Origin of the sequence: Citrobacter sp. Awk 2 (assembly GCF_028069815.1) — a bacterium.
Lineage (GTDB): Bacteria > Pseudomonadota > Gammaproteobacteria > Enterobacterales > Enterobacteriaceae > Citrobacter.
The window spans coordinates 18,245-32,525 of record NZ_JANEWL010000052.1 but is presented as its reverse complement, the minus strand read 5'-3'; the positions used below and the strand labels follow the sequence as shown (position 1 = coordinate 32,525).

Below are 14,281 nucleotides of genomic sequence, written 5' to 3'. Positions count from 1 at the left end.
GATCTGGATCACACAAATTCAAATATTCCGCAATATTATGAAACTTATTATTGAACTAATACCACATCGTCATTTAAAAATAGTTCGTCATTGATGAACGGCCTCGTTTAGCAATGGTTTAGGAAACACACCAAGAAAAAATTATAAGGATTATTTAGAATGAAACTTAAATTAGTTGCAGTGGCAGTGACTACCCTGTTGGCAGCGGGTGCGGTAAACGCAGCTGAGATTTATAACAAAGACGGTAACAAACTGGATCTGTACGGTAAAGTTCACGCTCAGCATTACTTCTCTGACGATACCAGCAGCGATGGTGACAAAACTTACGCGCGTCTGGGCTTCAAAGGCGAAACTCAGATCAACGACCAACTGGTTGGTTTCGGCCAGTGGGAATATGAATTCAAAGGCAACCGTTCTGAAGATCAAGGTTCCGAAGCAGACAAAACCCGTCTGGCATTCGCTGGCCTGAAATTCGCTGAATACGGTTCTTTCGACTACGGTCGTAACTACGGCGTAGCTTACGACATCGGCGCATGGACTGACGTCCTGCCAGAATTCGGCGGTGATACCTGGACCCAGACTGACGTCTTCATGACTCAGCGTGCTACCGGCGTTGCAACTTACCGTAACACTGACTTCTTCGGTCTGGTTGAAGGTCTGAACTTTGCTGCTCAGTATCAGGGCAAAAACGACCGTACCAACGAAGATGAATTACATGAAGCGAACGGCGACGGTTTCGGTCTGTCTTCTACTTATGAATACGAAGGCTTCGGCATCGGTGCAACCTATGCGAAATCTGACCGTACTGATGACCAGATGCGTAATGGTAACAACGAATTCTACGCTTCCGGTAAAAACGCAGAAGTATGGGCTGCTGGCCTGAAATATGATGCGAACAACATCTACCTGGCAACCACCTACTCTGAAACCCGCAACATGACCACCTTCGGTAAAGTTAACGGTATCGCTAACAAAGCGCAGAACTTTGAAGCTGTTGCTCAGTACCAGTTCGACTTCGGTCTGCGTCCGTCCATCGCTTACCTGAAATCCAAAGGTAAAGATCTGGGTGTTTACGGCGACCAGGATCTGGTTGAATACATCGATCTGGGTGCGACCTACTACTTCAACAAAAACATGTCTACCTTCGTTGATTACAAAATCAACCTGCTGGACGACAACAAATTCACTTCTGACGCCCGTGTTAGCACTGACAACATCGTGGCAGTTGGTCTGAACTACCAGTTCTAATTTTGTTGTAAGTTGAATACAAAGCCAGTCCATCCAGGGCTGGCTTTTTCTCTTGATGTAGACTCGGTCATAAGGAGTATGCCGTGCAGACGTTCACTGGTCGTTGTCTTTGCGGACAGAGTCATTTTACCGTAAACGTCGAAATGCTTGATGTCTATGCCTGCCACTGCACGCTGTGCCAGAAATGGTCCGGTGGTGTCGCCATGTATCTGGAAGCCTGCGGTCATCCACTACTGTCCCCTGATTCAGCAGAACCTTCGCACTTTCCCTCATCAACGCGCGGAGAACGTTTCTTCTGTTCCGGCTGTGGATGCCCCTTATGGTTTACACTGACCGATAGCGATCGCTACTTTATTCCGTGGACATTGCTGGAGCTGAATGAGGTCGATCGTCGCCGTCTGATTCTGGCGGCTGAAATCTATACCGAAACACAGCCTGCTTTCTGGAGGTTGACGGGGCAATACGCTCGCCTGAGTGGAAAAGAAGTCGAAGCGATGGATTACCCCTGTCATTTAGCTCACTAGTTATTGACGGTTCACTTTTGCCAGGCTGAACCACATCCCTACCGCTAATACGATAAGCATGCTGCCAGCGCTGCTCAATGCCACGCTGTGCGACCAGGTAAATGCTTCTCTGGCAGCTGCAAGCAACGCGTCGCTAAGAGACGGCGAAAGGGAATGTGCTAATTGCACCGCCTCACCCATTGACGATGAAGCACGTTCCAGCTCCTGCGCATTTAGGCCGGCAGGCGGTAGAATCGACGCGGAAAAACTACGGCTCAGCAAGAGACCAAAAATCGCGATCCCAAGACCGGCCCCCAGTTCATAGGCCATGGTTTCGATAGCCCCCGCAGCGGCGGCTTTTTCAGCCGGGGCTGCCGCCATAATGGCCGCCGTTGAGGCCAGTAGCGCGCTGGCGGCACTGAACCCCAGTAACACCATTAATATCCAGGCCTGGATCTGCTGAGTGCTGAAATCCGTCATTGCCAGGCCGTAGAAACTGACTGCACTCAACGCCATACCTGCCGTTGCCACGCAGCGCAATCCCAGCCGTGAAACCAACAGACCGGCAATCGGGCCGCTGAAGCCACTCGCCAGCATGACGGGTAGCATAAACAGCCCCGCCTGATACGGCGTTAAACCGTGAACAAACTGTAATTCCTGGGCCATCAGCAACTCGAACCCTACCAGGGTGATCATCGCCGTCATCGCCATGACCACGCCGCTTAAGATAATGCGATGGGTGAACAACCGCATATCAATCATCGGACGTGAGGCCGCGAGCTGAATACGCACAAATTTCCACAACAGCACTGCTCCGGTTAACAGCGTCAATACAATAACCCCGGTCGCCATATGCCCTTTTAGCGCCGTTTTAGCACTGTAAACCAGCAGTAAAATCGCCACGATCAACATAATCGCATGGCCAAAATTTAACGACTGATCGCGACGTCCGGTCTGGCGTGGCACGTAACGTGCGGTCAATGTCATCACCACCAGAACAATGGGCACATTGATTAAGAACACAGAGCCCCAGTAGAAATGCTCCAGCAACATACCACCGACTAAGGGACCAAATGCCGCACCGCCGGAACCGACGGCAGCCCAGACGCCAAGCGCCATATTGCGATGACGTTGTTCGGCAAAGGTGGCGCGAATACCTGCCAGTGTCGCCGGAACGATCATCGCCGCACCAATGGCCAGCACGGCCCGGGTCGCGATTAGCCAGCCAGCACTGTGAGCAAACGCGGCAGCCAGCGATGCCAGACCAAATAGCCCACCACCCAGCATCAGCAAACGTTTAAAGCCGATGCGATCGCCCAACGCCCCCATCGGTAACACCATACCGGCCATCACCAGAGAATAGATATCAATGATCCACAGCAGCTCGTTACCACTGGCACCCAGCGTCATACTCAGCGTGGGCGCGGCAACGTGCAGCACCGTTGCATCAATCGCAACAGGGATGTAGACCAGCACAATAATCACTAACGTTAACCACTGACGAAACATAAAACTCCCTACAAAACTGAAACTGGACACATGTCCAGCTTTAGCGATCCTACGGAAAATTGAACGCATGTCCAACTTTTTGTTAAACTGCCAATAATGTGAATATAGGGAGGAAGTATGAGCTATATGAATCGGGATGAACGTCGGGAATTGATCCTGCAGGCGGCAATGCGCGTGGCGCTTGAAGAAGGATTTACCGCCATGACCGTGAGACGCATTGCCGCAGAGGCTCAGGTAGCGACCGGGCAACTGCATCATCATTTTACCTCTGCCGGTGAGCTCAAATCCCAGGCTTTTGTCCGCTTGATCCGCACCCTTCTTGATGCCGAACTGGTCAGTGAAAACGCATCTTACCGTGAACGACTTCATGCCATGTTGGGAAGTGAAGACGGTGGGTTCGAGCCGTATATCAAGCTGTGGCGCGAAGCGCAGATCCTGGCCGATAAGGACCCGGAAATCAAAAGCGCTTACCTGCTCACAATGCGTATGTGGCATGAAGAAACCGCTGCAATCATTACCCACGGGCAGAAAGCGGGTGAATTCTCCTCAGCGCCTGATGCCGCCGACGTCGCCTGGCGTTTAATTGCGCTGGTTTGCGGACTGGATGGGATGTATATGCTGGGCTTTGCAGAAATGGCCGATCCGGCTTTCGATCGCCACCTGGATCGCATGATAACGCTAGAGTTATTTATTTGATGTTATACATGAATTAACAATACATCTTTTCAGTTTACAATTAGTAACACTTAAGCAACGTGTTATTCCTCTGACACGCCGCGTTATTGCGCTTTTTTATCTATCCTTTCAGTCAATATTCCTAAAACTTTTCAATAATTTCTAATTAGCACCAGTGCGGAACCCCAGGCGTTTATTTATTGAACGACGTGCGCATGTGAGGAAAATATGTCATCACCAAATGAGAAGAATAATCGTTATCTTTTGACTGACTGGAAACCAGAAAATCCCGCTTTTTGGGAAAATAAAGGCAAACACATTGCGCGAAGAAACCTCTGGATATCAGTGAGTTGCTTACTACTCGCGTTCTGCGTCTGGATGTTATTTAGTGCGGTTGCGGTAAACTTAAATAAAATTGGTTTTAATTTCACCACCGATCAACTCTTTTTATTAACGGCATTACCCTCTCTGTCTGGCGCAATATTACGCGTCCCCTACTCCTTTATGGTACCTATATTTGGCGGCCGCCGTTGGACCGTTTTTAGTACGGTAATTCTGGTTATTCCCTGCGTATGGCTCGGTTTCGCTGTGCAAAATACCGCTACCCCTTTCGGTGTATTTATCATCATTGCGCTGATGTGTGGTTTTGCCGGTGCCAATTTTGCCTCCAGCATGGGCAATATCAGTTTTTTCTTCCCCAAAGCGAAGCAAGGCAGTGCGCTGGGCGTGAACGGCGGTCTCGGTAACCTTGGTGTCAGCGTGATGCAGTTAATCGCGCCGTTAGTCATTTTCCTGCCCCTATTCACCTTTTTAGGGGTACAAGGCGTACCGCAGCCTGATGGTTCTTTATTGTCACTGGCAAACGCCGCATGGATTTGGGTTCCGCTGCTGCTGCTCTCAACGCTGGCTGCGGGCGTGGGAATGAATGACATCGCCAGTTCCAAGGCCTCAATCGCCTCTCAGTTACCGGTCCTTAAACGCTTTCATCTGTGGCTGCTAAGCCTGTTGTACCTTGCCACTTTCGGTTCGTTTATCGGCTTTTCAGCCGGTTTTGCCATGCTAGCGAAAACCCAGTTCCCCGACGTTAATATTCTGCAACTGGCGTTCTTTGGGCCGTTTATCGGCGCACTGGCACGCTCGGCGGGCGGCGTTATCTCTGACAAGTTCGGCGGAGTACGGGTCACATTAATCAACTTCATCTTTATGGCGCTGTTCAGTGCGCTGCTGTTTCTTACCCTCCCCGGCTCAGGAGAAGGAAATTTTGTTGCCTTCTATCTGGTGTTCATGGGCTTGTTCCTGACCGCGGGACTGGGCAGCGGTTCAACCTTCCAGATGATTGCAGTGATCTTTCGCAAAATCACCATCTACCGCGTGAAGCTACAGGGTGGAACGGAAGAACAAGCCCAGCGTGAAGCGGTGACCGATACCGCAGCGGCACTGGGTTTTATCTCCGCCATCGGCGCCGTGGGGGGGTTCTTCATTCCAAAAGCCTTTGGTTCCTCTCTGGCGCTGACCGGTTCGCCGGTCGGGGCAATGAAAATCTTCTTAGTGTTTTACATCGTCTGCGTGCTGGTGACCTGGTTGGTCTATGGCCGTAAATCGCAAAAAAAATAACAACTATTTGGCCTGCAGATCGTAGGCAGCGTCCATTAGGAGCAGGAGAAATGTCATGAGTAAACTGTTGGATCGCTTTCGCTACTTTAAACAAAAGGGCGAGACGTTTGCCGAGGGGCATGGGCAAGTGATGCACACCAACCGGGACTGGGAAGACAGCTATCGTCAACGCTGGCAGTTCGACAAAATTGTGCGGTCTACCCACGGCGTGAACTGTACCGGCTCATGCAGCTGGAAAATCTACGTCAAAAACGGGCTTGTGACCTGGGAAACACAACAAACTGACTACCCGCGAACCCGCCCTGACCTGCCCAACCATGAGCCACGCGGCTGCCCACGCGGTGCCAGCTATTCCTGGTATCTCTACAGCGCTAACCGACTAAAATACCCGCTGGTACGTAAACGTCTGATCGAACTGTGGCGTGACGCCCTGAGCCGCGAATCCGACCCGGTGCTGGCCTGGGAATCTATTATGAACGACCCGCAGAAGTGCCAGAGCTACAAACAGGTGCGCGGGCGCGGCGGTTTTATCCGTTCCAACTGGAAAGAGCTAAACCAACTGATTGCCGCCGCCAACGTCTGGACGGTAAAAACCTATGGCCCGGACCGGGTTGCCGGATTCTCACCCATTCCCGCCATGTCGATGGTTTCCTACGCGGCGGGTACGCGTTACCTCTCGCTGCTAGGTGGAACCTGCCTGAGCTTCTATGACTGGTACTGCGATTTACCGCCGGCATCACCCATGACCTGGGGTGAGCAGACCGACGTTCCGGAGTCAGCCGACTGGTATAACTCCAGCTATATCATTGCCTGGGGCTCAAACGTCCCACAAACCCGTACGCCAGACGCCCACTTCTTTACGGAAGTGCGTTACAAAGGCACCAAGACAATTGCCATTACGCCGGACTACTCGGAGGTCGCCAAGTTATGCGACCAGTGGCTGGCACCGAAACAAGGGACCGACAGCGCACTGGCCATGGCCATGGGGCACGTGATCCTCAAAGAATTCCACCTCGACAAACCCAGCGATTACTTCCTCAATTACTGCCGCCGCTACACCGATATGCCCATGCTGGTCCTGCTGGATGGCCGCGAAGATGGTAGTTTTGTCCCTGGTCGAATGATGCGTGCTTCAGACCTGGTTGATGGTCTGGGTGAAACCAACAACCCGGAATGGAAAACCGTGGCGTTTAACAGCAACGGTGAACTGGTCGTGCCGAACGGTTCGATTGGCTTTCGTTGGGGTGAAAAAGGGAAATGGAACCTGGAGCCGCTGGCGGCTGGCGCGGAAACGGAACTGTCGTTGTCATTACTCGGACAGCACGATGACGTAGCCGGTGTCGCCTTCCCTTACTTTGGTGGCAATGAAAACCCGCATTTTCGCAGCGTGAAGCAGGAACCGGTGCTGATTCGACAATTGCCGGTAAAACGTCTCACCCTCGCGGATGGCAGCGTTTGCCCGGTGGTCAGCGTCTATGACCTGGTACTGGCAAATTATGGTCTGGACCGCGGTCTGGATGATATCCATAGCGCGAAAGATTACACCGAAGTTAAAGCCTACACACCGGCCTGGGGCGAACAAATTACGGGTGTTCCGAGCCGTCATATCGAACAAATCGCCCGTGAGTTTGCCGATACCGCACACAAAACCCACGGTCGCTCGATGATCATCCTCGGTGCGGGTGTGAACCACTGGTACCACATGGACATGAACTATCGAGGGATGATCAACATCCTGGTGTTCTGTGGCTGTGTCGGACAAAGCGGCGGCGGCTGGGCACACTATGTGGGTCAGGAGAAACTGCGCCCGCAAACCGGCTGGTTGCCATTGGCCTTTGCGCTGGACTGGAACCGTCCACCGCGCCAGATGAACAGTACATCGTTTTTCTACAACCACTCCAGCCAGTGGCGTTATGAGAAAGTCACCGCGCAGGAGCTGCTCTCTCCGTTGGCCGATGCCTCGAAGTTCACCGGACATCTGATCGACTTCAACGTCCGCGCCGAGCGGATGGGCTGGCTACCGTCTGCTCCACAACTCAACCTTAACCCACTCACGGTAAAAGCAAAGGCACAACAAGCCGGATTATCCCCTGCTGAATATACCGCGCAGGCACTGAAATCCGGTGATATCCGCTTTGCCTGCGAACAACCTGACAGCGGCAAAAACCATCCACGTAACCTGTTCGTCTGGCGTTCTAACCTGTTGGGCTCTTCCGGTAAAGGGCATGAATACATGCTCAAATATCTGCTGGGTACTGAAAGCGGGATTCAGGGTGAAGCGCTTGGCGAAACCGATGGCATTAAACCGGAGGAAGTGGAATGGCAGTCGGCGGCGATTGAAGGCAAGCTCGACCTGTTGGTGACGCTCGATTTCCGCATGTCCAGTACGTGTCTGTTCTCCGATATCGTGTTACCTACCGCCACCTGGTATGAAAAAGACGATATGAATACCTCGGATATGCATCCGTTTATTCACCCGCTGTCGGCTGCAGTCGATCCTGCCTGGGAGTCAAAAAGCGACTGGGAAATTTATAAAGGCATCGCCAAGGTGTTTTCTGAGGTGTGTGTCGGCCATCTGGGACAAGAAACCGATGTGGTACTGCAACCGCTGCAGCACGACTCCCCAGCTGAACTGGCGCAGCCGTTTGATATCCAGGACTGGCGTAAAGGCGAATGCGACCTTATTCCGGGTAAGACCGCGCCCAATATCGCCGTTGTGGAGCGTGATTATCCCGCCACTTACGAACGCTTCACCTCGCTCGGGCCGTTGATGGACAAGCTCGGCAACGGTGGGAAAGGTATTGCGTGGAATACCCAGGCAGAGGTCGATTTCCTCGGCAAGTTGAATTACACCAAGCGCGAAGGTCCGGCGAAAGGCCGCCCGCTGATCGACACCGCGCTGGATGCCTCGGAAGTGATCCTCGCACTGGCGCCGGAAACCAACGGTCAGGTGGCGGTGAAGGCGTGGGAAGCGCTGGGGGCAATGACCGGTCGGGACCATACGCATCTGGCGTTGAACAAAGAAGACGAAAAGATTCGTTTTCGCGACATTCAGGCGCAGCCGCGCAAAATAATCTCCAGCCCGACCTGGTCGGGTCTTGAAAGCGAGCACGTCTCCTATAACGCCGGTTATACCAACGTGCATGAGCTGATCCCATGGCGCACCCTGTCGGGTCGTCAGCAACTGTATCAGGATCACGCGTGGATGCGCGCCTTCGGGGAAAGTCTGGTGGCGTATCGTCCACCCATTGATACCCGTAGCGTCAGCGAAATGCGTGAGATACCGCCAAACGGCTTCCCAGAGAAAGCACTCAACTTCCTGACGCCGCACCAGAAATGGGGCATCCACTCTACCTACAGTGAAAACCTGCTGATGCTAACGCTGTCACGTGGCGGGCCGATTGTCTGGATCAGTGAAACTGATGCTAAGGAGTTAGGTATTGAAGACAACGACTGGATCGAAGCTTTCAATGCAAACGGAGCACTAACCGCACGCGCGGTGGTCAGCCAGCGTGTACCGCCAGGCATGACCATGATGTACCACGCACAGGAACGAATCATGAATATACCCGGCTCCGAAGTCACCGGAATGCGCGGCGGTATTCATAACTCCGTCACCCGTGTGTGTCCTAAACCGACCCACATGATTGGCGGCTATGCGCAGTTGGCGTACAGCTTCAACTATTACGGAACAGTCGGCTCTAACCGCGATGAGTTCATCATGATTAGGAAAATGAAAAATATTAACTGGCTGGATGATGAAGGTCGCGATCAGGTACAGGAGGCGAAAAAATGAAAATACGCTCACAGGTAGGCATGGTTCTGAATCTGGATAAGTGCATCGGCTGCCACACCTGCTCCGTCACCTGTAAAAACGTCTGGACCGGGCGTGAAGGGATGGAATATGCGTGGTTTAACAACGTCGAGACAAAACCCGGCATTGGTTACCCGAAAAACTGGGAGGACCAGGAAGAGTGGCAAGGCGGCTGGGTGCGCGATGTTAACGGTAAGATCAGACCGCGCCTGGGCGGCAAGATGGGGGTCATCACCAAAATTTTCGCCAACCCTGTCATTCCGCAAATCGATGATTATTACGAGCCGTTTACCTACGATTACCAGCACTTGCACAGTGCGCCGGAAGGCAAAAATCAGCCCACTGCCCGCCCGCGCTCGCTGATTGATGGTAAACGGATGGACAAAATTATCTGGGGCCCAAACTGGGAAGAATTACTTGGCGGTGAATTCTCAAAACGTGCCCGTGACCGTAACTTCGAGAAGATGCAAAAGGAGATGTACGGTCAGTTTGAAAACACCTTCATGATGTATTTGCCACGCCTGTGCGAACACTGCCTGAACCCAAGCTGTGTCGCCACCTGCCCGAGTGGTGCTATCTATAAGCGTGAAGAAGATGGCATCGTGCTGATCGACCAGGATAAGTGCCGTGGCTGGCGTTTGTGCATCAGCGGTTGTCCGTATAAGAAAATCTACTTTAACTGGAAGAGCGGCAAGTCAGAAAAATGCATCTTCTGCTATCCACGTATTGAATCCGGCCAACCTACCGTGTGTTCCGAAACCTGCGTCGGACGTATTCGCTATCTTGGCGTGCTGCTGTACGATGCCGATCGCATCGAGGAAGCGGCCAGCACCGAACATGAAACCGATCTTTATGAGCGTCAGTGCGATGTGTTCCTTAACCCGCACGATCCGGCCGTCATTGAAGAAGCGCTGAAACAGGGTATTCCGCACAACGTGATTGAAGCGGCCCAGCGTTCACCGGTTTACAAAATGGCGATGGACTGGAAGTTGGCACTGCCGCTGCACCCGGAGTATCGCACCCTGCCGATGGTCTGGTATGTACCGCCGTTGTCACCGATTCAGTCTTACGCTGATGCCGGTGGTCTGCCGCACAATGGCAACATTCTGCCCGCGGTTGAGTCACTGCGAATCCCGGTCCAGTACCTCGCCAACATGCTCAGTGCAGGTGATACCGGTCCGGTACTGCGCGCCCTGAAACGCATGATGGCGATGCGTCACTACATGCGCTCGCAAACCGTGGAAGGCGTAACCGATACCCGTGCAATTGAGGAAGTGGGCTTAACCGTTGAACAGGTTGAGGAGATGTACCGCTATTTGGCCATTGCCAACTACGAAGACCGCTTTGTGATCCCAACCAGCCATCGTGAAATGGCACGTGACGCTTTCCCGGAGAAAAACGGTTGCGGCTTCACCTTCGGCGACGGCTGTCACGGCTCGGATACCAAGTTCAATCTGTTTAACAGTAGCCGCATTGACGCTATCGATATCACCGAAGTACGCGATAAAGCGGAGGGTCAATAATGCAAATCCTCAAGGTTATCGGTCTGCTGATGGAATACCCGGACGCGTTGCTCTGGGAGTGCAAAGATGACGCCTTCGCGCTGGTCGCCAGCGATGCGCCCATGCTAAGCGGGTTTACCCACGAACTGCTCAATGCTCCGTTACTGGATAAACAAGCCGAATGGTGTGAAGTATTTGACCGTGGACGCGCCACCTCACTGCTGCTGTTCGAGCATGTGCATGCCGAATCCCGCGACCGCGGTCAGGCGATGGTCGACCTGCTGGCCCAGTACGAAAAAGTTGGGCTTCAACTCAACTGTCGCGAACTGCCGGATCACCTGCCGCTGTATCTGGAATATTTAAGCGTGCTGCCTGAAACAGAAGCCAAAGAGGGATTGCAGAACGTTGCACCGATACTGGCGCTGCTCGGCGGTCGATTAAAACAGCGCGATACCCCTTGGTATCAACTGTTTGACGCCCTGCTGTTGCTTGCCGGAAGCCCTCTATCAAGTGACAGTGTCACGAAGCAGGTTGGGGCTGAAACCCGCGATGATACCCGTCAGGCACTGGATGCCGTCTGGGAAGAGGAACAGGTGAAATTTATTGAGGATAATGCGACTGCCTGTGGCAGTTCACCGTTACAAAACTATCAACGACGCTTTAGCCAGGACGTGGCACCACAGTATGTCGACGTCAGCGCGGGAGGCCCGAAATGATACAGTATCTGAACGTCTTTTTTTACGACATCTACCCGTATCTGTGCGGCACGGTGTTTATCCTCGGGAGTTGGTTACGCTACGACTACGGACAGTACACATGGCGTGCCTCCTCCAGCCAGATGCTGGATAAACGCGGTATGGTGCTATGGTCAAACTTGTTCCATATCGGCATTTTGGGGATCTTCTTTGGACACCTGTTTGGCATGTTAACCCCACACTGGATGTATGCCTGGTTCCTGCCAGTTGCCGTGAAACAACAGATGGCGATGATTGCCGGCGGTCTGTGTGGCGTATTGACGCTGGTAGGCGGTGCGGGTCTGCTGGTGCGCCGTCTGACAAACTCGCGTATTCGCGCAACGTCCTCCACTGCAGATATCCTGATCCTGTGTATCCTGTTGATTCAGTGTATCCTCGGCCTGACCACTATCCCGTTTTCGGCACAACATCCGGACGGCAGTGAAATGCTGAAACTGGTGGGCTGGGCGCAGTCGGTCGTCACCTTCCAGGGCGGTGCGTCTGCGCATCTGGATGGCGTGGCGTTAATCTTCCGGGTACACCTGGTGCTGGGGATGACGATTTTCCTGCTGTTCCCGTTCACTCGTCTGGTTCACGTCTGGAGCGCACCGGTTGAGTATTTCACCCGCCGCTATCAAATTGTGCGTTCGCGCCGCTAATTGTCTCTGATGCCTTATCCGGCCTACAGGTAGATCCGTAGGCTGGATAAGACGCAAGGCGTCGCCATCTGGCATTTAGCACGTTATGATGCTTCTCCATTCCAGGAGAACGCCAATGAAACCACAGGTTTACCACGTTGATGCCTTTACCTCAGAACCCTTTCGCGGCAATTCAGCGGGGGTTGTACTGCATGCTGATGGCCTGAGTGACGCCCAGATGCAGTTGATTGCGCGTGAGCTGCGCCATTCGGAAACGGCTTTTCTACTGACCAGTGACGACAGCGATGTTCGTATTCGCTACTTCACGCCAACGGTCGAAGTGCCCATCTGTGGGCATGCTACCGTCGCCGCGCATTATGTTCGCGCCAACGTGCTGGGGCTGGGTGATACGACCGTCTGGCAAACGTCACTTGCCGGTCGGCACCGGGTCGACGTACATACGCACGGCGCTGACTACCGCATCAGCCTGGAGCAAGGGAAACCTGTTTTTGAGGCGCCGCTGGATGGGGCAATTCGCCGCGCGATTATTAACGCGCTGCACCTCACTGAAGACGATATGCTGCCTGGGTTGCCGATTCAGGTGGCATCTACCGGGCATTCAAAAGTGATGATCCCACTGAAGCCCGAGGTGAATATTGACGCCCTTTCCCCTGACCTGCCCGCGCTGACGGCAATTAGCAAAGAGATTGGCTGTAACGGCTTCTTCCCGTTTCAACTCCGTCCGGGCGAAAACGCAACCGATGGCCGCATGTTTTCACCGGCTATCGGAATTGTGGAAGATCCGGTCACCGGCAACGCGAATGGTCCAATGGGGGCCTGGCTGGTACACCATAACCTGATGGCTCATGATGGCAAAACGTTGCATGTTCAGGGGCACCAGGGACGTGCGTTGGGACGCGACGGCATTGTTGATGTGACGGTAACAATCCGTGATAACCAGCCAGAAAAAGTGACGATTTCCGGCTCTGCAGTGATCCTGTTTCACGCCGAATGGGCGATCGATTTTTAAATCTTCAGGTAGGCCGGATAAGGCGATTACGCCGCATCCGGCATTAATTCTGATGCCCCTATTTTCCCGCCTCCGGATGCGTATCAAACGCCGCCATTACTGTCGCCAGTTCCTCCTCGCTAAAGCCGTGTTTTACATCGTCAACGCCCAGGCCGAAGCGTTCCTGCAACAGCGTATACAAGCTGGCAACGTTAGGCAGATTAATCTGCTCTACCGCGTGACCATCCTGATAATGAGTAAAGTGGAAATTGGTCAACGTCAGCTTGCCGCCATCGGGTAAATGGCGACACATCAGCAAATGGTGGCGGAAATGCGACTGCGGCCAGTGTGCAGACCAGAAATTACCCATCAGATAATCGCTGTGATGTTGCACCACCAGATCGAATCGGTACATTGACTGCCAGTGATCATGATGGCGGAACTGCAATATCCAGTCTTCCCCCTCCTGAATCAGGCGATATTCGCCGTGTGGCGTCTTCTGCTCAATGTTAGCCTGCAGACGAATCGGCGCTGTCAGCGTTTGTCCGCCAAATCCAACATCAGCGATCCACTGTTCACCCTGTAATTCAACCAGTAACAGGCGATGTGTACGCGGCGGTAGGCTTGACGGATTCGCCAATACCACGCGTCCCAGCAAACTGCGTACGGTAAAGCCGATGTCGCGCAGCGCCCGTTCAAATACACCATTTTGTTCAAAGCAATAGCCACCGCGGCGAGCAGTGACCAACTTCTCTTCAAGGGACACATCGTCAAGCTGCATTTCACGCGGCAGCAGCACATCAAGATTTTCAAAGGGTATGGCACCGTTATGCAGTAAGTGCAGCGCTCTCAACGTTTCAATGTCGACGTTGGGCACATCTGACCAGCCAATACGGGCAAAATAAGCGTTTAAAAAAGGCGTCATACGGGATTCCTGTTTGTTGAATGTTGTACTTATAACGCATTTTTAATTTTACGCTGTCGCTTTTGTGCGCTGTTCCCCCCGGCGAGGCGACAAAATCGCTAATCCCGTTA

The 14,281-nt window shown here is 53.0% G+C and carries 11 protein-coding genes; 9 read left to right on the top strand and 2 right to left on the bottom strand.

Annotated elements, in window-relative coordinates:
* Positions 1 to 159: 159 nt before the first annotated feature.
* A complete protein-coding gene (gene ompD / locus NNO02_RS13910; RefSeq protein ID WP_271448840.1) occupies positions 160 to 1,248 on the top strand; it encodes a porin OmpD in 1,089 nt (362 codons plus the stop codon).
* A gap of 143 nt (positions 1,249 to 1,391) precedes the next feature.
* Positions 1,392 to 1,772, top strand: a complete 381-nt coding sequence (locus NNO02_RS13905; protein WP_271442846.1) for a GFA family protein — start codon at positions 1,392 to 1,394, stop codon at positions 1,770 to 1,772.
* Here the strand turns inward: NNO02_RS13905 and NNO02_RS13900 are convergent, their stop codons facing one another.
* Positions 1,773 to 3,260, bottom strand: coding sequence for an MFS transporter (locus tag NNO02_RS13900; RefSeq protein WP_271455054.1), 1,488 nt, complete (start codon positions 3,258 to 3,260; stop codon positions 1,773 to 1,775).
* Positions 3,261 to 3,377: 117 nt separating this feature from the next.
* Here NNO02_RS13900 and NNO02_RS13895 point away from each other — a divergent pair, with 117 nt between their 5' ends.
* The 7 genes from NNO02_RS13895 (at position 3,378) to NNO02_RS13865 (ending at position 13,267) form a co-directional block, all read left to right on the top strand.
* Complete coding sequence (locus NNO02_RS13895) at positions 3,378 to 3,956, top strand: TetR family transcriptional regulator (protein WP_271455053.1); 579 nt, start codon at positions 3,378 to 3,380, stop codon at positions 3,954 to 3,956.
* Positions 3,957 to 4,163: 207 nt separating this feature from the next.
* Positions 4,164 to 5,549 carry a NarK family nitrate/nitrite MFS transporter gene (locus NNO02_RS13890; protein ID WP_271455052.1) on the top strand — a complete coding sequence of 462 codons (1,386 nt, stop codon included), beginning with the start codon at positions 4,164 to 4,166 and terminating at the stop codon, positions 5,547 to 5,549.
* 55 nt (positions 5,550 to 5,604) lie between these two features.
* Complete coding sequence (locus NNO02_RS13885) at positions 5,605 to 9,345, top strand: nitrate reductase subunit alpha (RefSeq protein ID WP_271455051.1); 3,741 nt, start codon at positions 5,605 to 5,607, stop codon at positions 9,343 to 9,345.
* The gene (gene narH, locus NNO02_RS13880) at positions 9,342 to 10,886 is read left to right on the top strand and encodes a nitrate reductase subunit beta (RefSeq protein WP_271448835.1); all 1,545 of its coding nucleotides are present in this window, start codon (positions 9,342 to 9,344) and stop codon (positions 10,884 to 10,886) included. Before NNO02_RS13885 ends, narH begins: the two co-directional genes overlap by 4 nt.
* The gene (narW, locus tag NNO02_RS13875; protein ID WP_271455050.1) at positions 10,886 to 11,581 is read left to right on the top strand and encodes a nitrate reductase molybdenum cofactor assembly chaperone; all 696 of its coding nucleotides are present in this window, start codon (positions 10,886 to 10,888) and stop codon (positions 11,579 to 11,581) included. The genes narH and narW overlap by 1 nt, the downstream gene beginning before the upstream one ends.
* Positions 11,578 to 12,258 (top strand): respiratory nitrate reductase subunit gamma, encoded by a 681-nt coding sequence (gene narI / locus NNO02_RS13870; protein ID WP_271442340.1) that lies wholly within the window; start codon positions 11,578 to 11,580, stop codon positions 12,256 to 12,258. Before narW ends, narI begins: the two co-directional genes overlap by 4 nt.
* 115 nt (positions 12,259 to 12,373) lie before the next feature.
* Positions 12,374 to 13,267 (top strand): PhzF family isomerase, encoded by an 894-nt coding sequence (locus NNO02_RS13865; protein WP_271442339.1) that lies wholly within the window; start codon positions 12,374 to 12,376, stop codon positions 13,265 to 13,267.
* 58 nt (positions 13,268 to 13,325) lie between these two features.
* On the opposite strand, the gene nhoA is transcribed toward NNO02_RS13865, so the two are convergent.
* Positions 13,326 to 14,171, bottom strand: coding sequence for an N-hydroxyarylamine O-acetyltransferase (gene nhoA / locus NNO02_RS13860; protein ID WP_271455049.1), 846 nt, complete (start codon positions 14,169 to 14,171; stop codon positions 13,326 to 13,328).
* Positions 14,172 to 14,281 lie beyond the last annotated feature (110 nt).